The organism is Embleya sp. NPDC059237, assembly GCF_042754105.1.
Classification (GTDB): domain Bacteria; phylum Actinomycetota; class Actinomycetes; order Streptomycetales; family Streptomycetaceae; genus Embleya.
In genome coordinates, this window is the sequence record NZ_JBHZAE010000021.1 from 22,522 (window position 1) to 43,214 (window position 20,693).

Here is a 20,693-nt window from a genome sequence, read left to right on the forward strand (position 1 = left end):
CTGCCGCACTGTGCGCGAATGCGGGTAACTCCCTTGCTTCGAGGGGTGGTTCACGATTGTGCGCGGTACACGCGGAGTTTCGTTTCGCATGCGCCCAGGCTAGGAACCCGGCTCCTCGGCGCGCATCGTCCGCCGGCCCGAGGACCGGAGTCCCCCTGCGGCTCATCCGGTTGGTACTCGGGTCCGGTTTCGGATGGCCCGGCCGAACTCGGGTACCGGGTAGTCGAGTTCGTGTGCGATGTGTGGTGTGCCGTTCCAAGCGGCCTCTCGGCAGGAGTGTCTTCCTCGTCCGTTCCGCCGCCCGGAAGCAGGTCCCGATCCTCGATGACTCCGTCGCGCGCGACGGCACCCTGGTTGCCGTTCTCGGGTTCGCGTAGAGACCGTGGCAGGCGGTTCGGTGGACGACCGGGTGAGCCGGCGCCCCCGATGCGGCGCAGCGGCGGGTTCGGGGGTGTACTCGAAGCGTGGTGGGCCGTTGTGCTTGCGTGCTCCGGCTCGTCGCCGACCCGTCAAAAGGGCGGGTCGTCCGCGCAACCTTTGTCCCGCACCCGTGGATCGTCGGCGATCGCGGGGAGGTTCGGGTCAAGCATCCTGGGCAGGAGCGCTGCCGCTCCGGCGCCACCGTGATGGGCGCAAGACTGCAGCCATGGCAATTCGGCCGCCAGGCGGTCGAGTTCGTCTGCGGCTATCGCCTCGAGGGTGGTGCGCAGGTCGTCGGGAACGGAGTCGGCGACCAGGCCGAGCCAGGCGAGCGCGGCGGCCGGGCGGACCACAAGCGGGTGAGCCGGGTTCGCCCAGTGGGCGCGGGTGAGGGTGGCGGCGTCCTGGTGCCGGTGTTGGTGGGCCAGTTGCGCGACCGCCAGGATCAGGCCCGCACGCACTTGCGGATCGGTCTCGTCGCGCAGGTGCTCGTGCAGGGTGGCGGAAATCCTCCCGGCCCGGCCCGCTGCGACGGACAGGACGTACGCCGCGCCCATCCGTATCGCGGAGACCTGGTTCGCGGACGGTCGACTGGACAGGAGTCGGCGCGAGCCGAGGAACGCGGACCACCGCGCGCGACATGGTCGACCTGCTGGAGCTGATCTGGACCGACCACGCCGAACCCGCCGCCGCCTGTGCGCGGGTACGCGCCGTCATGGCACGGCAGTTGACCCGGCGCAGGATCGCGAGCACCTTCCGATCGCCGGTGCGGGTCGCAGCCAAAAGCGGCAGCCTGCTGGGCGTGATCCGCAACGAGGTGGGCGTGATCTCCTACCCGGACGGCGGCCGCCATGGCGCCGCAGCCGGGGCCGTCGCCGCTCTGCGGGACGAACGCCCGTGACGGCCACGCGCATGTGGCGGACGTTGCTCACCTCGGCAGTCGTACATCCTCGCAGTTCGTGTCCTGCGCCGACGCCGACCCGGGGCTTCGCGCGATGTCCCACCACGTGTCCGGCCCCGGAATCTCACGACCGCCCCCGGCTCCGCGCATCGAACGCCGAGCGCACGCCACCGACCTGCGCCGTCCCACGAAGGGAAATTCGTAGGTCTCGATCTGCCTGGGCCTGGGCCTGCTCACGCTCCCTGGGACCTCGGCGTACACCATCGTCATCGACAAGCCGGACCAGGCCCCGGCGGGGGCGTACGGGTTCCGGCACGCGACGGGTTGGGAGCCGAGCGGGTGTGGGGGCGGCGGCCGGTTTCGGTGGGGCCCGGGGGCGGGTTCGCGGTGTGGTGGCCGGGGACTACGCTGCCTGGTCGGCATGGGTGGCAGGCGGTGGGGCGGCCCCGGGGAGGGGTCGTCGGGGGGAGGCATGGTGGGTGTTCGGATGGAGGGTTCCGATCGGATTCGGGCATGTCCCGACTGTGGGGCGGATGTCCCGACGGCGGAACGATTCGTCGCCTGGTGTGCGGAGTGCGGGTGGAACGTGGATCCCGGCGGTGCCGAGGAGCCCGCGCCGGGACGGATCGAGGCGGCTCGACGACGGCTCGCGCACCGCGACGGGGAGCGGCTGCTCGCCGAGGTCGAACGCGGCGGGGACCCTCGGCCGGCTCGCGACACGAAGCGGATGCTCACCTACGCGGTGGCCGTGCTGGTGCATGCCACGACGCTGGTGCTCCTCGTGCTCGGCGTGTTGCTTCCGATCGTGGCATGGGGCACCGTGTTCGGGCCGGTCCTGGGTGGGTTGTTCCTGGCGATGGCCTGGGTGCTGCGCCCGCGGCTCGGCGCGCTGCCGAAGAACGCTCCCGTGCTCGAACGGGCCTCCGCACCGGCGCTGTTCGCGCTGATCGACGAGATCGCGGCGGTCGCCGGCACGACCGGGGTGGACGCGGTGGTGATCGACGGGCAGTCCAACGCGAGCGTGACCACGTACGGTCTGCGGCAGCGGAGGGTGCTCCATCTCGGGCTGGGCCTGTGGGAGGTGCTGGCGCCGCGACAACGCGTCGCGCTCCTCGGCCACGAACTCGGGCACTACGCCCACGGCGACACGCGGCGCGGCGTCGTGGTCGGGAGCGCGTTGCGCTCGTTGTGGGTCTGGTACTACCTGCTCGCTCCGTCGCGGCGGCCGGGGCCGGGCAGCGTGGTGGTCAACTCGCTGATGTTCCTGCCCCGATGGGGCGTCTATGGGGTGCTGGCCCTGCTCGACCACCTGTCCGTGGGCGCGGCGCAGCGTGCCGAATACCTCGCGGACCGCACCGCCGCCCGGGCCGGATCCAGTGCGGCGGCCGTGGAACTCATGGATCGGCTCCTGATCGGTGACTCCGTCGACGCCGAGTTGCGGCGGCAGGCCGTGGTGGCGAACACCCGCGTCGGGCGGCCGGTGCCGCGCGCCGAACTCGAGGCGGGCCTGTGGGCGAACCTCGCGGCGCATGTCCGAGGCATCCCGGAGCGGGAGTACGAACGGCTGCGGCAGGTCTCCGCGTTGCGCGGGCACAGCGTCGACGCCACCCACCCGCCGACCCATCTGCGTCGGCAACGGGTGTGCAACGACGAGCAGTACCTGGGCCTGGTCCACCTCGACCACGACCGCGACGCCACGATCGGCGACGAACTCGCGGAGGCACGAAGGGAGTTGGCCAGGGAAGCACTCCGCGACACGACCCGCTGAGCGGAAGTCGCGAAATCGGGAGCCGGCACGGCGCCTCGCGCCGGCGGCGCCGCCTGCACGGCGACGACCTGGTCGAGGTTCGTGGCCACCGCCGCGGGCGCCGGCCCCGTGAGAGGGTCGCCGTCACATCAGGATGCCTAGGACGACGATCAGCACAGTGGTGACCATCACCAGGAGCATCCCGCCGCACCCGTCGTTGGCCTGGCGCTTCCTCCGCCGCGATCCGCTGGGACGTTTGCCGCCCATGTGGGCGGCGCAGTAGCGCTTGCCCGGCACGGTCGGCTTCCCGCAGGTCGTCCCGCCCCGTCCGCGCACCGTCGATCGCTGGCACCTGCCCACGTGAGCCTCCTGGGTCCGACGGATGGTCACCCCATGCTGTCGAACTCTCGCCGCGCGTATCGGCAGTTCGCCGAAACCGGTTCCGGCCGAGGTCGGCCAGGCGGGTGTGATCGGCGCGTTCGGGCCCGGCGGTGCTGCGACACGGAAATCGCGCCGAGCCACTCCCGCAAGACCTGCTGCACGCAGCAATCCCGCGACGGCAGCGGCGTTTCGACTTCCCCGAGGACACCGGCATCTGCCCGATCTGCAAGGACGAGGTCACCGCCGGCAGGTCGGTCCGGCAGATCTGTTTGCGGCGCCGATTGCCAAGCGGATACCGGCATCGGACGCGACCGGGCTCGCGAAGAGAATCGCACCCGACGACTCCGGTCCGGGTGGGACCGGTCGAACGAGCCCCGGCGGCGGGGGTCTCCAGGGACCACCCCTGCCGCGTGTACGGATAGTCCGCGAACGCCCGGGCGAGGGTGTCGACCGCGACGACCGCAGGACCCGGCTCAGCCCGCGGCCTCCCGCCGGACCGCGGCCGCTCGGACGCTCGCCGACGTCCGCCGGCCGATTCGGAACAGCACATCGAGTGCTCAGAGCGTCCGCCCCATGCGTCGGCCGGCTCGACCACGTGACCGCGATCGCCGTGGCGGACGGCGACCTGCCACACATGTCCATGTCCGGGTCGCCGTCGGCCGTACAGCGGCGGTGCCGTCGCCGCGCGGTCGGGCAACGCGCACGGCGCTCGCCGGGTCGAAGCGGCGGTGCCACAGCCGAGCCGGGCCCGGTGCCCGCCTTGGGACTCTGGCTCCGGGGCGGTCGACTGCCGCGTGGTCGGCGTGTTCGAGCCGGCGACCGGGGTCGGCACGGATGTGGGAACCGCCCGTCACCGCTCTCCCGTGCGGCCCGGCCGGGTCGTCGACCTGGCCTTTCGGAGCGCGAGGCGTCGAACTCGTCGCCATCGCAAGGTGGTCGGGGTCGGATACACTGCCGGCTGTTCATCCGGGGGGAGGGGCGGGCATGTCCGGACCGGGCATCGAGCCGTTGCACGACGACGATCCGACGTGGATCGGGCCCTAGCGGCTGCTCGGCCGGATCGCCTCGGGCGGGATGGGCCGGATTCATCTCGGTCCCGGCACCGACGGCGGTCTCGTCGCGATCAAGACGCTGCTCGCCGACGGCGAGGTGGGCGCGGTGAATCGGCGTCGGTTCGCCCGCGAGGTCAAGATCGCCCGGCAGGTGCGCGCCGAGCACACGGCGCGTGTCATCGAACGCGGCGTCCCCGCGGCCGACATCCACTACGAGGTCTTCGGCCCCGACCTATGGCTCGGCGGCCAATAGCGTCGGCCCACGACCGCCGCCGCCGGCTCACCGGGACACATGTACACCCTGAATGGCGGGCACTCGCCGCCCTGTTCCCGACGGAGTACGTGGGCGGCCCACCACCCCTGACACCGTCGACCGTCCGCCGGTCACCGGCCTCGACCGAGTCACCATCGCGTGGTCGTGGTCCTACGGCGTCTTGTCCGGGCAATGGGTGTCCACCCACGTGGCCGTCAGGTCGCTGCAGGTCACGGTGAGCGTGCCCGGACGGAATGCGATCTCGTGGGTGCACCCGTGTGCGTGCGGCAGGATCTCGTCCAGGATCACGGTTTCGAGGTTCGTCCACTCGCGGCCGGTGGGAGCGTCCACTTCGAAGGCGGAGACACCCGTATAGCGAATGATCAGGTCCTCGTCGTGCTTCCAGCAGTTGTGCCGGAAGCGGAGTTCGACCTCGGTGCCTTCCCCGCCGCTCGGGTCGCAGCGTCGCACGAGTTCGAGGCTCAGGTCTTTTACGCATCGTCTGCCGTGGAAGTCGTAGTGCTCAGCGTCCGTCGCGAACGCACGGGCTCCGGCCGGTAGGGCCTCGACGAACGAGGGGAGTCGTTCCAGGTAGTCGGTCGGGCTGATGACCCCGCCGAGTCCCTGCGACGTCGCGTCGAGATCGACATATCGCATCCGGCGTTCCTTTCCCCCACCTGCCTTGGTGGACCGCAGCCATCGTCACCCGGCGGGGCACCGTCATCCGCATCATCGTCCTGTCACCGTCACCGTGTCGAAGCCGGCTGGAACGCCTGCTCACGGTCACGCCCGTTCCCGCACTCTTCGCGAGCCTCGGGTCGGGTTCACCGCGACCGGCCCATCGACGAGGCACGGTGACCAAGTCGTCGGATCCGTCGCGTGCGACACCGGCGAAAAGATCGCCGCTGTCCGCGCCATCGTCGCCCCCGCCCACCGTCGAGAATCCATTCGTGCGTGCGCGTTGGGCGAGTTCGTGCATTCTTGCCGAACGGGCGGTTGCCATCCATCCGCCTGTACCACCTTGTGGGTGACCGAATTGGTGAGTCCCTACGAGACGAACATGTCGACAGCGGGGCCGCTCCCGCCGGGTGCAATACGCCAGAAGCGTGAAACATAACGAGCCTTATGCTGTCGAGAGGACATTCCCAGTAGCATGCTCCGCGGCGGCGGTCACCACCGTGTACCGGCGTCGCCGACCGACCCTGCTCTCGGGCAGGCACCAAGCTACCGAGTCGAAATCCCGCAGTTGTATACGCGGGACACCGACGAACCGTCACGAACGATCACCGACGTCCGAAGGATTCGCGATCGAGGAAATCCGAAAGGGGGACAGGACCACCCGGAATTCACCGGGCACGGGCCGGGGACATGGGACCGCGAGCGGAAGCCGACTCGCGACGTCGCCATGCGCCGCCTCCCATGCGCGTGCCGTCGAGGCGATATCCACCGGGCGGATGTAGGGCGACTCATCTTTGCGTGGAGAGCACACCGTCGAGGACGGAACGTGTGCGGTCTCGCACGAGCGCAACCGTCGTCCGTGACGCCGCGAAGGCTCGCCGACCTCACACTCCGGGCTGCGGCCGGCCATGTCACCGGGAACTCCCGGGGTCGCGCGCAGGCGTGCCTGTGGCGTGCGTATCACCGCGACGGCCGCGATTCGCGAGCCGACGGAATGTCGGATCCGGCGGAAGCGGATTCGACGCAGCATCACACCCTCCTCGCGATTCACCGCATCGGGGCCGACTCTCCGCCCCGACAACACCGTTCGAACGGAACGCCGTTCCCTGATGGGAGACACCTCTCGTGGCCGCATGCATGCAAAGGGCAACATCCGAAAACGTAGCGGTACCGGAGATATTTCACTCTGACGGCGCACATCCGCTCCGAGGGTGAGCGTCGTTTCATCGAATGTGACCCTTCATGAATCCGCCGCGCTCACACCCCCCTTCACAATCGCCAGGCGCTGCTATCAATTGGGGGACTGGGTACTGGTCCCTCGCGCGGCCACATTCCTCAGCTGGTCGCCACACGCGCACCTCAAGCGTGGCGGAGAATGCATTCGACTTCGGCACTGCTCCGCCGACATGGAGCAATTCGCCCTGTCCATGGCTTTGACCGCAGCCACGTTCGCGCGCCGCCTCGACGACATCGTGGTCCACCTTCGGCCGTGACGCCCCGAAGTCGTCGCGGGCACGGGCCCTCACCGCACACAGCAACGAACGAGGCACATGTACGACGGCATCGGACACGACCTGCCCTCTTCGCCCATCATCCCGACCTCGCACGACGGCGCCACCCCGCCCCTTCGCCCCGACGCGTGGTCGGCCTTCGACACGGGCGTGCCACCCGACCCACCCTTCTCGTCCGAGACGACGCAGGAGTGGCGATTCGAGAAGGAACTCGCCCGGCTTCTGCAACAGCCCGCTCCAGGGACCCCCAAAACCATCACCGACGGGCTTCCCGACAGACCTTCCACACGCCGGGACAGCGCTCCCGCCGCCCACCGACGCCGCACCCCGACAACCCCCAAGGCCGCCCGGCAAACGGTCACCGGCGCACCGGTACTCGATCGGCTGAGCTACACCATGGTCGCGGCCATCGTCGTCCTGGTCGCCACGATCAGCCTCCTCGGCGCGGCCGTCACCTTGGAACCACTGCGCCACGCCGCCGCCACCGAGCACGGCCTGGCGGCCCGCTGGTGGCCGGTCCTCGTCCACGGCCCCTGGATCGTGGCCTGCCTGTCCATCCTTCGCTCCAGCCTCCACCACCACAGAGCGGCGCACTCCTGGATCGTGTCCGTCACCTTCGCCGGACTGTCGATGGCACTCGCCATCGCCGACGCACCCAAGAACGTCCACGGCATCGTCGTCGCCGCCCTCCCCGCCATCGCCATAACCGCGTGCCTGCATCAACTCGTGCGCCAAATCACCCTCACCCGACCACCTCGGCGGACCAACCGAAGCCCACGGCGCCACATCCCCCTGTGACCCACCGCGTGGCGACCACCACTCGGCGCTTCACCGGATTCGAACCGCGCGTTCGAACCGCGCGACCGACCGCCACCCGGCAATCGACGGGCCGGCGCCGGGAGTTCGGCGTGTTGCCCGGCCGGCCCCGACCGGGCAACACGCGCGACGGGATCCTCGAAGCCCTGGACGACCTCCGGGCGCTCCCGGGCCGCCGGGGTGTCACATCGTGTTGACGATCAGGCCGATGTGGGTGAAGTAGTTCAGCCCGCCGAAGAACAGGAAGGCCAGTCCGGACAGGGTCCAGGCCACTCCGACCACGCGTACCGGCCAGCCCCTCGGGCGGAGCAGAGCGAGCGGGAACAGGATCGCGCCGATGCCGACCAGGACGTACAGGCTGGAGATGAAGCTCGCCTCCAGCATCGGGTGATCCGCGAACTCGCCCGAGATCGGCTCCTCGGGGGGCGCGGCGAACAGCGTGTACTTCCAGCCCGCCGCCGCGATCCCGAAGCAGGCGAGGCCCATGCCGAACACGAAGACCGAGATGGGCGACGCCAGTCCCGCCGTGCGGATCAGCCGGTCCGGATCCTCGGCCAGGACGGCTCCTCGTTTCCAGAGGTACAGCGACGCGCAGGCGAGCAGTACGCCGAAGCCGAGCGACGGCTCGCCGAACACGATGTTGTCGAACGGGAATCCCTGACCGGCCAGCGGCCAGGTGAGGGTCATGTGCAGGCCGGTCGTGATCAGGACGAACGCCAGGGCCCCGAAGGCAAGCGCCCACGCCTCCGGGACGATCCGGCGCCCGGGTGAGAGGAGTTGCCAACCCAGCGCGACCACGAGCAGCAGCCCGGCTCCGGCCGCCACGGACATGATCGTGTTGTAGGTCGGCATCCGGTTCCAGTCGATCTTCAAACCGGAGGCCACGAGATTGTATGCATCTTGTCTCATATTTGGACAATAGTCACCAAATAGCGTCACTCACTCGATCCCTCGACAGCCGACGCCGGTATTCACCCGATTGCGATCCGACGGGCCGACCGACCGGGTGGAGCGTGTCGGTCGGCCGGCGGGCTCGGTGGGCGGGGTGTCGCCGATCATGTCCGGGAGGGTGCCATCGGGCTCGAATCCGTCGTGGAGGACGGTGAGTTCGACCGTCTCAGCCCTCGCCCTGCCGTTCGATCAACTGTCGACGCGACGGGGATGGGCCTCGACGGGCGCCGTGTGGCGATCCGTCCGCATGTTGCCTGGGATGAGGGACGCCCGGACGGGTGGGGGCGTGGTTCAGGGCAGTAGGCCCAGGCCGCGCAGCAGGATGGGCAGGGTGGCGACCAGCAGGCCGCAGAGGATCTTCGCGGCGCGGATGATCTGGCGCCTGCCGATGGTGAAATCGGCTTCGACGGCGATCGTGATCCAGGGCTTGCGTCGGCCTCGCCCACGCTTGTTCTCGCTCATGTGTCCTCGCTCCTCCGAGTACGCGAACCGGTGCTGTACCGACCTGTGTGGCGAGCGTAGGGACGGCGTTCGGGTACGAGGTAGGCATGATCGGGCACGAGAAATCGTGCCGAGCGACTTCGGATTTCACATGGTCGGACGCGGTGGGTGGAATTCGGCGGGACTGCGGATTCGATGGTCGACGGCGTCTTTGGCCCGCGGAACGGCCAATCCGAACCGTGCGGCGATCAAAGGACGTTCAGACGGTCAGGACCGCGTGGTAGAGCGGCGGCTCGCCGTCCTCCTCCGGCGCGGAGAGCGAGGCGGCGACCGCGGCGCCGTCGCACGCGACCCATGCGTGGAATCGGAACGGATCGGGTGCTGCGCCCAGGCACCAGTCCAGGCGGCGCCGGTGTGCGGCGGACAGCAGGACGGCGGCCAGCGAGATCTCCAGGCATGCGGCGCGCCCCGGAAACCGGCGCGCGGTGTGGCGCAGGGCCGCGAGGTATTCGTCGGCCCGACGCGGGTCCTCCGGGGCCGAGGCCCATCGGCCCCGGGTCGCGCGCACCGCGCGGTGTACGACGGCGAAGGGCAGCCGCACGGCGAGCGCGGCGCCCAGCAGGGCCACCGGTGGGGCGAGGGCCGGGCGTCGTGGGCCTGCCGGGTGTCGACGGGACATCACGCGCCGTCGGGCCATCGGCCGTGCGCGGGTCCCGGCGTCCGAAACGGCGCCCGGAACAGCGTCCGAAACGGCGCCCGGATCGGCGCCGGCCCCCTCGCTCCGCAAGGGGTTCGCCACCCGCGAGGGGGCTTCGCCGAACCCGAACCGGGCGGCCCACCCCCGGGTGGTCGACCGCGACCCGAACCGCCCCTCGCCTTCCGCCTCCACCAGGCCGAGCGCGGTCAACTGGCGTAGCAGCGCGGTGCCGTCCGCGGTGATCCGCTCGCGCGGCAGGTCCGGGTGCCGGTCCGCGACGGCCGCGACGCTTTGCGCGAGGCTTCGTCCGGACGCCCAGCACTGCCAGAAGTCCCGGGCGCCGGAGTTGAACACGTACCACTGGCCGTCGGCGCAGTCGAGCACGACCACGCCGCCGTCGGGCATCGTCTCGTGGCGCACGTGCGCGGGAATCCTCACGATCGTTCCTCCCGCCGGGCACGCAACCACACTTCCGTGGCCACGAGTTGCCGGAACGCGCCGAGCGGTACCGCGACGCCCGCGGTGAACCGTGCCAGGCTCCGCAGCACCGCCGCCGGTTCGACGATGCCTGCGTCCGCCAGGGCCGAATCCGCCCACAAGGCCCGTAACCACGGCTCGGCCCGCCGCGCGCCCAGGTATTCCTCGCGGGTGTAGTCGCCCTTCGACCGGCGGTCGAGCACGGCGGGCGGAACCGTGCCGCGCAACGCCGCCGCGAGCAACGGCTTGCCGCCCGCGGGGTCGACGCGCTCCCCCGGCGTGACCGCGAGACACGCCCGCACCACCCGGTCGTCCAGGAACGGCGCGTGCACGTCGACGCCGTGCCGGTGGCCGAGTTCCCGCAGGTGCCGTTGCGCGTCCGCGGAATGCCGCAATTCGGCGGCGCCGGCGACGTGCACGGCCGCCGCGACGCCGTCGAGGTGGTGGGTACCATCGCACGCCGCCCGCTCCGCGCGGTCCGCGAGCGCGCGACGCGTCGCCGGTGTCAGCCAGGACACCGCCTCGCCGACCGGCGGCCACCACGTCACGCCGTCGATCCACGAGGTGGGGCCTTCGGCGATCGTCCCCGACCGCAGCGCCGCGGCGAGGTGTACGAGGGCTTCGGCGCCCGGTGTCCTGGCCGTACGCAGCGCCTGCGCGGCCAACGCCGCGGCGGAGGCGTCGTGGCGCCGGGCCTGCGCCAGGCAGTGCCGGGCGAAGGTACGCGCATGCCCGCGGCTCGCGACATGGGCCAGATACGCGGGGGGCGCACCCAGAACGGCGTCTCCGCCCTCCCCGGTCAGATGGCAGGCCGGCGGGCCGACGGCGGCCAGGCGCAGCAGTGACCGACCACGGGCGAGCATCCCCGGCACCGGTTCGTCGTCGTCGGCCCGCCCGATGGGTGCCGTGTGCGTCCCTTGTTTCCGGGCGGCGTCCAGGTCGAACGGCAGTGTGTCGTGGCGGCCTTCGACCACGATGTGACGCAGCCGGGCGTCGAGACGGGCGAACCGCCGGGCGTGGGCCAGGTCGCCCGCCGGGGCGTCCGGGTGGTGGTATGTCACCGCCGCCACCGGCCCCTGCCCGAAGCGTGCCGCCAGGAACGCCAGCGTCGTCGAGTCGAGTCCGCCGCTGAAGTCGCTTGCCACGGCGCCGGCGGCACTGCGGGCGGCCACGGCCGCGGTCAGCGCATCGTGCAGCGTGTGCGCGCCGCGCGCGAGGGGGTCGATGCCGAAGAGGGTCTCGGTGCGGCGCACCACGGGCGGCATGCCGGGCCGTAGTCGAAGAACCGCGCCGCCCGCCACGCGCGCGATGTCGTGGAACGGTGATCGGTCCGCCCACAGTGGAGGCACGTGCGCGCAGGCGATCCGCGCGGCGGCGGTGACGGCGTCGGGCTCGCGGCGGTGCAGCCGAGCGAGCAGGCGCGCGTGCGACGCGGCGACCGCCCATCCGTCCGCGCGCGAGACGAACACCGGGTACTGTCCGGCCAGATCGGATCGGATGCGCACGCTGTCACGGGTGGCCACGATGCACACGTACGCGCCCGGCAGGTCGAGCCCGCGACCCATACGGCCCTCGCTACCTTCGATCCCTTCGGCCCGGATCCCCTCGTGTTCGATCATGTCGCGAAGCTCGCGCGCCAGCCGGTCGTCGGACGCCAGGCAGTGACCCAGTACCACCATGCGCACGTCGCGGTACACCGCCGAGCGCACCTGCCCCGGCCGCCATGCCCCGTACACGCGCAGCCCCGGCAACGCCGACCACACGGGGTCACCGGGCAGGCCCAACGACGCGGGGTCGGCGGAGGGTTCGGCCGGCGAGCGTGCAGGTTGCTCCCGGATCGCGACGACGAACCCGGGGGCCACGGCGACCTCGGCGAGCCGCGCGCGGCCGGGTGCCGTCGCGGAGGACGGGTTCACCAGTAGAACTGCGAATTCGCGTCCGCCTTGCCGCTCGCGGCACTGCCCTTGGTGGCCCGGCGCACCGAGCCGACGGCGACGACCATCGGGGGCCGGTACGCACCGGCTCGGGGGTCGCCGAAGGCCGGTGTTTCGGCGGACGTCACGGGGTCGGCGGACACCACGTCCTCGGGGGATCCGGGTGCTTCCGGCGCTTCCGGCGCCTCGGGTGCGGAGGAAGCCTCCGGTGATTCCGGCATGCGAGCGTCGCCAACCCTGCGCATACTCCCCTGCCTTCGACTCGTCACCGCGGCGGCCACGAAACGTTTTCTCCACCATACAAGCGGTGGTCGACTTTCGACCCCGCCTCGACAAGACCCGGAAATCAGGGGTGTCGGACCCCGACGGGAACCTTCCGGAATGAATGAATCGAACACCACGGACGGGCGACAACGCCCATCCTGAAACGTAATCCGCCGCACTATCAACGGTTTTCGGCGAAACCCGCGCCCTGAATGCCCAGGATGAGCGCACCGCGGGCGATGGCGTCGGGGAGCCGGCTCGGCTCCAGGCGGAAGCGCGGGTGTTTCGCCTCCGGATCGCCGGGGCCCACCAGTTCGGGACGGGAGGCGTCGAGGCGGACCGCGGCGAGCGCGGTGCGGTCGATCGCGGTCCGGCAATCCGCCAGGATCAGGTCGTGCGCGGAGCCCAGCGCCCCACCGAGCAGGACGAGACTCGGGTTGAGTACGTTGCAGACGTTGCCGAGGACGAGGCCGAGGTGGAACGCCGCCTCGCGCAGGACCCGCAGGCACACCTGGTTGCCGGCGCGGGCCTTGTCGGCGATCTGGTAGAGGTCGGTCGGCTGCGCGGCGACGGGCAGTTGCCCGAGGCCCGAACGCACGTTGCGGATCAGCGTGTTCGCCCCGATCAGGGTTTCCAGACAGCCGCGTCCGCCGCACTGGCAGTAATCGCCGTCCGGATCGACGACGATGTGCCCGATCTCCGCCGCCGAGCCACTGCCGCCGCGGATCACCTGGCCGCCGACGACCAACCCGCCGCCCACGCCGGTCGATCCCTTGATCCACAGCAGAATCTCCGCGTCGGGGTGGCAGTGCACGCTCTCCGCGAGCGCGCCCAGCGTGCCGTCGTTGTCCATGACCACGCGCAACTCGCCGCGCAGTGTGCCGGGACGTGCCTTGTCGCGCAGCAGCCGCTCCAACTCGGCGCGCGGCTCCGGCTGATCGCGCCACAGCGGGAACACCGGAGGGGTCAGCAGCCCGGAGCGCGGATCGACCGCGCCCGGGACGGCCAGCCCGACCGTCGCCATGTCGTCGAGTGATTCGCCCAGTTCCTCCGCGAGTCCGGTCACCGCCGCGAACACCGCGTTCGACCAGGCCTGGACACCGTGCCTGGCGCCCACGTCGTCCTGTCTGCCGACCGGCGCCAGGTGCGGGCTGTCGACGCGCCGGGCCACCACCGACGTGCGTTGGAAGCCGAGTTCGATGCCCACCGCGACGCCGGTCAGCGGTTGCAGGCTCACCTGCTGCTCGCGTCCGGACGCTTGGCGCCGCACCACCCGCTCACCCTCGAGGGCGTTGAGGATGTTGCCCGCCGTCGCCGCCGCGATGCCGGCGTACTTCGCCACGTCGGTCTGGTTCCCGCCGCGGATCATCAGGGCCTGCAGGACGCGGCGGCGATTGCCGGCATCGCCCGCCCTGAGCAGGGTACGGAGATCGGCCACGAATTCCCCCGGTGGGTCGGCGAACGAGCGAGCGCGTCGGCGATCGTTCACAGTAAAGGAGCTTGCACCCGAAACTCAGGCTAATACTTCATTTCGTATCCGGCGGGCCTTCGGACCGAATCGTCGAACCCCTCGGAATGAACGCCGCCACTCGGCAGGCAATGTGTCACGAGTCATACCCGACGGCCGGCGCGATGCCGGGTTCGTGGCATGCGCGGGGGCAGGAAGCGTCGCGGGTCGCCCGGCCGCAGTTGCCGCACGCGGGGCACAACGCGGCACCCGAGCGGCCCCGCGCCCGGCAGGGCATGGCCAGGAACGCGCCGCCCAGGTGGCGATCGAGGTCGGATTCCGAGCCGCCGGTGACGATGTGCCCGTCGGGAGACAACACCGGAAAGGTCTCGGCGCAGGCGGGACAACGACGCAGTTCCCATCGTGTGCCGCAGGAGGAGCACAAGGCGGCGAACATACCGGGCTCGCGACGGCGGGGACCGCGTCTCGACGCGTGTCGAGTGCACCGGGGTAGACCACCAGGGCCATCCCGCTCTCCTCCTGTGCGGACACATGCTCGCGGCGCAGGTCGACGAGCGCCCCGCCGACCGAAGCCGCGTCGGGAGCCGAGCATAGGTCGGTCATCGTCGGTATGACGCGGGTGCGGGAGCGGGCTGGTCGCGGTCGGGAGTCGCCCGGAAGATCGTGCACGCCGACAACAACAGCAGGCCGGTGAAACGCTCGAAGGCCGCCCGGGTCTCGCGCTACCGGCGTTCGTTCTCCCCGGCATCGATCCTGGGCGTCTCGGCCTTGGTGCACGCTCGCCACAGTTCCGCGACCCTGCGATAGGAGGCGTCGCTCACGAGAAGGTTGGTGGGGTGCAGTTCGCGGTCCCGAGGTTGTCCACGTCGATCAGCCGGATCTCCTCCTGCCGGGGATCCGCGGAGACCGGGACATTCGACGGGGACAGATCCTGGTAGACGATGGCGCGAGCGTGGAGTCGGCCGAGGGCATCCGCGAGTCGGGCCAACAGGCGCAGTCGTCGGTCCAAACCGCCGGTGCGCAGGTACCAGGCCGCCAGGTCGTCCCCGTCGGGGACGCACAGAGCGTCGAGCGCGACGATCTCGTCGATGAGCAGTCGATCGAGTGCCGGGCGTCCATGTCCGTCCAGGCCGCCTGGGTCGCCGGCACGAGTTCCTGGTGCAGGTACGCGCCGGCTCCGCTGAAGGCGATCACGCCGACGTGGATGGCACCGCGCCCGACGTCGGCTTTCCCGAAGTCGTCGAGCATGCGCCGAACACAATCGTTGAGTACGTTGATCTTGTCCGCGGGTTCGTTCATGCTGCCGCTGACATCCGCCAGGACGAGCACGGGTAACGGACGGGCCTTCGCTGCCGTGAAACGCGACGTCGTCGCCATGTGTCCCCCAACACGCCTGACCGAGGCAACCGTTCAAGCCGACGGGCCCCGCCGACGGCCGCCGTGGTGAGTACTCGGCGACCGAGCGTGGCCCTCGGCTGGAACGCTACTACGGATCCCTCCGGCCCGAGGGCTGCTCTGCCGACTTCGCTCCGGCCGGACGGGCGCAGCCGTCGGGCAGGTTGCCGCCGCCCCGGGCCCGCCCCTGCGGCTGGTGGGACCGCGCGCCGGGCCCGAGCGAACCACCGGGCGCAGTGGCCGCGTTCGTTCTCCGGATATTCCCCTCGTGAAGCACACGTTCTGCGGCAGGTCCGGCCGGCCGGAGCCCGCGCATGGCAGGCGGGTCCTCGTCACGCCCGTGACGAGGACCCGCCGCGATCCGTCTCCGTCCGCCAGGGACATGGGCCTGATCAACATCGCCGGCGCCGCACGCGAACTCAGATGTCGAGGACGATGCGCTCGGTGCAGGCGCGCGAGACGCAAATCATGATGTACTCGCCGCCTTCCTTCTCCTCTTCCGTGAGAACGTGATCGCGGTGATCGGGCTTGCCGTCCACCACGAGCGTCTCGCAAGCCCCGCATATCCCTTCGGAGCAGGAGCTCTGCGTGCTCACGCCGGCGTCTTCGAGTGTCTTGAGGATGGTCCCGTCGGCGGGCACGATCACCGTGATACCGCTGCGCTTGGCCACGACCTCGAACGGTACGTCGCCGGCCGCGGGCACGGCGGCGGGCGGGGCCGAGAAGCGCTCCAGGTGCAGCGCGCCCCGCGGCCAGGAGGAGGCCCGCTCCTCGACGGCGTCGAGGAGCCGGCTCGGGCCACAGGTGTAGACCGCGGTGTCCTGGCAGGGGTCACCGAGTGCCGTGTCGAGGTCGATCGGGCCGGCCTCGTCCGCGGGATGCACATGCACCCGCAAGGAGTCGAGCTCGTCGAGGAACGCCATCGAGGCCCGACTGCGGCCGCCGTAGGTGAGCTTCCAGTCCAGTCCCCGGGACTCCGCGGCCCGAATCATCGGTATCAGCGGGGTGATACCGATGCCGCCGGCCACGAAGCGGATGCGGGTGCCGGAAGGCGGGTCGAACGGGAAGTGGTTGCGAGGACCCGCCACCTCGATCAGTGCGCCGACGCGCAACCGGTCGTGGATGAACCGGGAACCGCCCCGGCCGTCGACCTCCCGCAGGACGCCGATGCGATAGGACTTCCGATCCTCCGGGTCACCGCACAGCGAATACTGCCGGACCGAGCCGTCGCCGACCGTCAGGTCGATGTGGGCCCCGGGTTCCCATCCGGGCAGGTCCTGCCCGATCGGATCCACCAGGATGAGGGAGACGACCCCCGCAGCCTCCCATCGGATCTGTCTCACCAACAACTGCATGATTTTTTCCTTCGCTTCCCTGCTCGGAAGGCCACACCGATGGGATCGAGCCGCCGTCGACACGAACGCGGTGCGTGATACAGCCCCGCGCGCGAACCCGCCGGAAAGGCAACCGCCGAGGGGAGCCGGTCGGTGGTCGGATGCGGTGGTCAGGCGCGGAGGAACTCGGTGACGACCGCGTCGTGCTCCTCGGGCTTCTCCCACTGCGGCCAGTGGCCGGCGTCCGCGATGCAGGAGTACTGCGCATCGGGGATGAGCGATGCGAGCTTGCGGCCGAACTCCGGTCCGGTGCCCGGGTTGTGGTCGCTCCAGAGCACCAGGGTCGGCTGTCGGATCCGGCCGAGCATCTGCGGGGTGACGCGGTGTGGAGAGTCGGACCGGAAGCTGTTTCGCATGACGTCGGTAAGGCTCTGGCGCGTCTCGGGGCGCTGGTAGAAGAACTGCCGCAGCGTGACGAGTTCCTCGGTGACGCGGTCCGGCTCGGCCATCAGCCACTCGAGCCGTTTGCGGACCGTCTCGCGGGTCGGGTCGCCGATCGCGGCGAGCGAGCGCTCCCTGAGGGCGTCGCCGGCCGCGAGTCGCTCCGGCGTGACGGGCCCGTCCTCGACCTCGGCGCCGGCGGTCGTGTTGAGGATGATCCTTCCGACGCGGTCGGGGTGGTGCAGTGCCATCCACATGCTCACCCAGCCGCCCAGGGACTCGCCTTCGAGGTGGGCGGTGTCGGCGCCGATCGAGTCCATCAGATCGACGACCTGGTCGGTGTAGGTCGGCACCATCTCGGTGGTGAAGGGTCGGCCCGAGGAGAAGCCGTGCCACAGCAGGTCGATGGCGATGACGTGGAAATGCTTGCTCAGCCGCATGATGTTGCGGCTGTACGCCTCGGCGTGGCCGCCGTTCCCGTGCATGAGGATGAGCGGCTCCCCCTCGCCAGCTTCGATGACACGGGTCTTGAACTCCCTGCCCCGGTACCCGATCGAGGCACCGACCAGGTCGTTCCACATGCTGTTCACGGACATCGGTCCGCCTCCCTTGTTACTGCGAGAATTCGACGATCGACCCGCCGCCGAGTCGGTCAGTGACTCTGGTGTCCCCACACCTTGTCGCCCGTGTGGTTGGTGGAGACGTGCGTCGCGGGGTCGATCAGCAGACCGCCGGCGCCGTATTCGAGCCTGAAGCCGGACGGCGTCTGGAGGTAGCAAGAAATCATCCGGTCGTTGACGTGCCGACCGAGTCCGACCAAGGGCTTGGCACCCGAGGCGTAGACGCGATCCATCGCGCGGCCGACCATGTCGACGTGCGTCGGCTCCAGCATCAGATGACTGACCGAGGGCGCCGCGGGGTCACCCTGGATCAGGGCGAGACTGTGATGGCGCTCGTTGACGTGCAGGAAGTTGATCAGCCGCGGCGGCATGATCACGTAGTCACTGAGCCCGAATCCGAGGATGTTGCGGTAGAACTCGTTGCAGGCATCGAACTCGACGGTGCGGAGCACGATGTGGCCCACCCCGAGCGCGCCGGCGACGAACTCCACTCCCGCGGGTGAGTGGAACGGATCCGGATCGGCGCTCGGGCCCCAGTAGAACTCCAGTCGGTTGCCGTCCGGATCGTGGCTGCTGTAAAGCTCCGTGACCCCACGATGCCGAGCCGACTGCGGCGTCTCCTCGATCACGTCGAAGCCGTGCGCCGCGAGATGGTCGACCAGCGCCGCGAGGGCGTCGGGTGACGCGGTCTCCCAGCCGAGGTACGCGAGCCCCTCTCCGGCGCCGGCCTCGACGGCGATCCGCCACGAGCGCTCGTCCATGCGCAGGCGCAGTTCCGTCTCCGCCGAGTCGGCCGCGGATACGTCCTGGAGTCCGAGAACGCCGGTGCCGAATGTTCGCCAGTCCTCGACTCGGGCGCTGGTGAATCCGACGTAACCGAGCGCGCGAATATGGCGGTCCTGTTTCATGACGGGTCCCCTATCCAACGATCAGACGATGTCGGTCATGTCATAGGGCTGCACGTCGGCGTCGAGCACCACCGCATGGCGGAGAATCTCGAAGCCCTCGCCCTTCGCGGCCAGGAGGTCGTCGTACGTGCCGGCGGCGTGGACCCGGGAGTGTCCGTCGAGGCCGGTGCGAACCAACACCACACTCGCCTTCACGTGGAGAGTGCCGTCGCTCTCGACGAAGACGCGCGGGTTGCCGATCAGATGCACTCGGGGCTTGCGCTGCATGCGCCAGTATCCGGAGAGGTAGGCCGCACGGACCTGGAGCGCGACGATCCCTCGCTCCTTCGTCAGGTACAGGCCCGTGTCGGCGTTGTCCCGATCCGTCACGGAGTACTCGGCGTTCTGGTGGAAGAGCCCCAGCCAGTCGCGGTAGCGGTCCTCGTCCAGGCACGCCGCCCAGTCGGCGTAGAAGGCGCGCACCCGCTCCATCAGGGCCGGGTCGTAGGTGCGGGTGCCACTGGTCGGCGCCGTCCGCGCCTGCACGACCTCATGCTCGAATACCTGCTGCTCACTCATGAACGAACCCCTTCTCCAACACGATGGGCTCTTCGTTGATGTAGGAATTCCAGAGCTTGTGGAAGCACCGCAGCGAGTATTCGTCGAACTTGTCGCCGACCTTACCCGGCTTGAGACCGCGGCCCATGTGGGAGGTCGCCAGGCTGGTGCCCCGCAGTCCGCTCTGCGCGCGTACCGCCGCCTCGAGGTCGTCGGCGGTGATCTTGCCCCAGGAGCCCTGGGAATCGGCGCCGGTCTCCAAGCGGCGCTTGCGCTCCGCCGCCGACTCACCGACCTTGCCCAGGATGATGAGCTCCACGATCGTGCTGTCCAGACCGAGGGGAGTCGCGACCTCAAGGAAGATGCTGCTGCCGTCCGCGTCGTACTGGAGGTCGAAGTTCGGGAAGACCGCGAAGATCGTGTTGCCGTGCCGGACGTCCCGCTCCCACGCCGCGAGTCGGGCTTCCTGTTCCTGGGCGGTATGGCCGCGACTGGCGGAGTCCTCGACCGTGAGCGTGAGGTTCTCACCCAGCTCGGCGGAGAGACCGGCGGCGTACTTCTCGATGTTGAAGCCGCCATACGCCGGGAACGTCAGCATCGAGTGGCCGCTGGCCAGCTCGTAATTCCTGCCGGGCTGCATGCCGCCGCGGCCGTCGGCGATCATGCGGTGCAGGAACTGCGGGTGATAGTTGTCCCGGAAGTTGTCGGTCCAAAGCTTCCAATTTCCCGGGTAGTCCCATCGGGCGCGGCCGATGACCTCGGTATCGGCCATGAATTCCCGGAGGTAACGCGCCGCCTCGCCCAGGTAGTCCTCGAAGTTCTCGACGGCCGGGTCGATGGCGGCGAATACGAGTCCGGCGAACTCCGCGACCTTGACGGGTGTCAGGCCGTACTCGGATTTGTCCAGGCCCTCGCCATAGGCCCGTGGGAACGGCACCCCGATGAGGTCGCCTTTGTCGCTGAATGCCCAGGCGTGATACATGCACTTCACCGAACCCGGGCACGTGCCCTTGGCGCCGAGGAGTACCTCGACGCCGCGGTGGGTGCACGCGTTGTGGAAACCGCGAATGACCCCATCGGTGCCGCGCCACACCGCGACCGGTTCTCCGGCGATCCTGGCCGTCCGGTAGCTGCCCGCCTCGGGAAGCTCGGAGGTATGGCAGATGAGCTGCCAGGTACGCCGGAAGATCTTCACCCGCTCCTCTTCGTAGAGGCCGGGATCGGTGTAGTTCCTCCGGGGCACCAGCATGGGCGAGGTACGCGTGTGCTCGTCGAGCGATGGCGTCGGACGTTCCGCCTGCGCGGTCATGGGTTTGTCTCCCTTCGAGACGCTCGCATCGGGTCGTCGTTCACGAGGTCCGCCCGGAGCGGGTCGACGTGTCCGAACCGCCGCGCACGATGTGCGCCGAACAATTCACGCTGTGCCCGAGAATTTCTGCGGTTGATGTCATGTGTGCTCACTTCGAG

At 70.0% G+C, this 20,693-nt stretch carries 20 protein-coding genes; 5 read left to right on the plus strand and 15 right to left on the minus strand.

The genetic code is table 11. The features are described from left to right. Positions 1-509 precede the first annotated feature (509 nt). The gene (locus ACFXKZ_RS43060) at positions 510-977 is read right to left on the minus strand and encodes a hypothetical protein (RefSeq protein ID WP_380010482.1); all 468 of its coding nucleotides are present in this window, start codon (positions 975-977) and stop codon (positions 510-512) included. On the opposite strand from ACFXKZ_RS43060, the gene ACFXKZ_RS43065 reads away from it, so the two are divergent. Together ACFXKZ_RS43065 and ACFXKZ_RS43070 are read left to right on the plus strand one after the other, a co-directional pair. After that, on the plus strand, positions 947-1,321 hold the full coding sequence (locus ACFXKZ_RS43065) for a serine hydrolase (RefSeq protein WP_380010975.1): 375 nt from the start codon (positions 947-949) through the stop codon (positions 1,319-1,321). The two genes, ACFXKZ_RS43060 and ACFXKZ_RS43065, sit on opposite strands and share 31 nt — an antisense overlap. 586 nt (positions 1,322-1,907) lie before the next feature. Then, positions 1,908-3,089 (plus strand): M48 family metallopeptidase, encoded by a 1,182-nt coding sequence (locus tag ACFXKZ_RS43070; protein WP_380010485.1) that lies wholly within the window; start codon positions 1,908-1,910, stop codon positions 3,087-3,089. Between the two features lie 123 nt (positions 3,090-3,212). Here ACFXKZ_RS43070 and ACFXKZ_RS43075 read toward each other — a convergent pair whose 3' ends face one another. Then, positions 3,213-3,428: a hypothetical protein gene (locus ACFXKZ_RS43075; protein WP_380010488.1), complete on the minus strand. Its 216-nt coding sequence runs from the start codon at positions 3,426-3,428 to the stop codon at positions 3,213-3,215. Positions 3,429-4,523: 1,095 nt separating this feature from the next. Here ACFXKZ_RS43075 and ACFXKZ_RS43080 point away from each other — a divergent pair. Next, complete coding sequence (locus ACFXKZ_RS43080; RefSeq protein WP_380010491.1) at positions 4,524-4,754, plus strand: hypothetical protein; 231 nt, start codon at positions 4,524-4,526, stop codon at positions 4,752-4,754. Between the two features lie 171 nt (positions 4,755-4,925). On the opposite strand, the gene ACFXKZ_RS43085 is transcribed toward ACFXKZ_RS43080, so the two are convergent. Then, positions 4,926-5,411 carry a hypothetical protein gene (locus ACFXKZ_RS43085; RefSeq protein WP_380010493.1) on the minus strand — a complete coding sequence of 162 codons (486 nt, stop codon included), beginning with the start codon at positions 5,409-5,411 and terminating at the stop codon, positions 4,926-4,928. 1,571 nt (positions 5,412-6,982) lie between these two features. Between ACFXKZ_RS43085 and ACFXKZ_RS43090 the strand changes: the two genes are divergently transcribed. Continuing rightward, positions 6,983-7,741: a DUF2637 domain-containing protein gene (locus ACFXKZ_RS43090; RefSeq protein ID WP_380010496.1), complete on the plus strand. Its 759-nt coding sequence runs from the start codon at positions 6,983-6,985 to the stop codon at positions 7,739-7,741. A 201-nt stretch (positions 7,742-7,942) separates the two neighbouring features. Here the strand turns inward: ACFXKZ_RS43090 and ACFXKZ_RS43095 are convergent, their stop codons facing one another. From ACFXKZ_RS43095 to ACFXKZ_RS43125, 7 genes are all read right to left on the minus strand, one after another. Beyond that, a complete protein-coding gene (locus ACFXKZ_RS43095; protein ID WP_380010499.1) occupies positions 7,943-8,668 on the minus strand; it encodes a DUF981 domain-containing protein in 726 nt (241 codons plus the stop codon). A gap of 333 nt (positions 8,669-9,001) precedes the next feature. Continuing rightward, positions 9,002-9,172 (minus strand): hypothetical protein, encoded by a 171-nt coding sequence (locus tag ACFXKZ_RS43100; RefSeq protein ID WP_380010502.1) that lies wholly within the window; start codon positions 9,170-9,172, stop codon positions 9,002-9,004. 238 nt (positions 9,173-9,410) lie between these two features. Next, positions 9,411-10,286, minus strand: coding sequence for a lasso peptide biosynthesis B2 protein (locus ACFXKZ_RS43105; protein ID WP_380010505.1), 876 nt, complete (start codon positions 10,284-10,286; stop codon positions 9,411-9,413). Then, positions 10,283-12,241, minus strand: a complete 1,959-nt coding sequence (locus tag ACFXKZ_RS43110; protein ID WP_380010508.1) for an asparagine synthase-related protein — start codon at positions 12,239-12,241, stop codon at positions 10,283-10,285. Before ACFXKZ_RS43110 ends, ACFXKZ_RS43105 begins: the two co-directional genes overlap by 4 nt. Beyond that, the gene (locus tag ACFXKZ_RS43115) at positions 12,238-12,480 is read right to left on the minus strand and encodes a lasso RiPP family leader peptide-containing protein (protein ID WP_380010511.1); all 243 of its coding nucleotides are present in this window, start codon (positions 12,478-12,480) and stop codon (positions 12,238-12,240) included. The genes ACFXKZ_RS43110 and ACFXKZ_RS43115 overlap by 4 nt, the downstream gene beginning before the upstream one ends. Positions 12,481-12,704: 224 nt before the next feature. Then, positions 12,705-13,961: an ROK family transcriptional regulator gene (locus tag ACFXKZ_RS43120; protein WP_380010514.1), complete on the minus strand. Its 1,257-nt coding sequence runs from the start codon at positions 13,959-13,961 to the stop codon at positions 12,705-12,707. Between the two features lie 847 nt (positions 13,962-14,808). After that, on the minus strand, positions 14,809-15,000 hold the full coding sequence (locus ACFXKZ_RS43125) for a hypothetical protein (protein WP_380010517.1): 192 nt from the start codon (positions 14,998-15,000) through the stop codon (positions 14,809-14,811). Between the two features lie 149 nt (positions 15,001-15,149). Between ACFXKZ_RS43125 and ACFXKZ_RS43130 the strand changes: the two genes are divergently transcribed. Continuing rightward, entirely contained in the window at positions 15,150-15,326 is a 177-nt protein-coding gene (locus ACFXKZ_RS43130; protein ID WP_380010520.1) for a hypothetical protein, read from the plus strand. Between the two features lie 479 nt (positions 15,327-15,805). Here ACFXKZ_RS43130 and ACFXKZ_RS43135 read toward each other — a convergent pair whose 3' ends face one another. The 5 genes from ACFXKZ_RS43135 to ACFXKZ_RS43155 all read right to left on the minus strand — a co-directional run bounded on the left by ACFXKZ_RS43135 (position 15,806) and on the right by ACFXKZ_RS43155 (position 20,535). Then, positions 15,806-16,741, minus strand: coding sequence for a PDR/VanB family oxidoreductase (locus ACFXKZ_RS43135; RefSeq protein ID WP_380010523.1), 936 nt, complete (start codon positions 16,739-16,741; stop codon positions 15,806-15,808). Positions 16,742-16,890: 149 nt separating this feature from the next. Continuing rightward, positions 16,891-17,757 carry an alpha/beta fold hydrolase gene (locus ACFXKZ_RS43140; protein WP_380010526.1) on the minus strand — a complete coding sequence of 289 codons (867 nt, stop codon included), beginning with the start codon at positions 17,755-17,757 and terminating at the stop codon, positions 16,891-16,893. Between the two features lie 56 nt (positions 17,758-17,813). Next, a complete protein-coding gene (locus ACFXKZ_RS43145; RefSeq protein WP_380010529.1) occupies positions 17,814-18,689 on the minus strand; it encodes a VOC family protein in 876 nt (291 codons plus the stop codon). Between the two features lie 21 nt (positions 18,690-18,710). After that, on the minus strand, positions 18,711-19,247 hold the full coding sequence (locus tag ACFXKZ_RS43150; RefSeq protein ID WP_380010532.1) for an aromatic-ring-hydroxylating dioxygenase subunit beta: 537 nt from the start codon (positions 19,245-19,247) through the stop codon (positions 18,711-18,713). Further along, positions 19,240-20,535, minus strand: a complete 1,296-nt coding sequence (locus ACFXKZ_RS43155; protein ID WP_380010535.1) for an aromatic ring-hydroxylating dioxygenase subunit alpha — start codon at positions 20,533-20,535, stop codon at positions 19,240-19,242. Before ACFXKZ_RS43155 ends, ACFXKZ_RS43150 begins: the two co-directional genes overlap by 8 nt. Positions 20,536-20,693 lie beyond the last annotated feature (158 nt).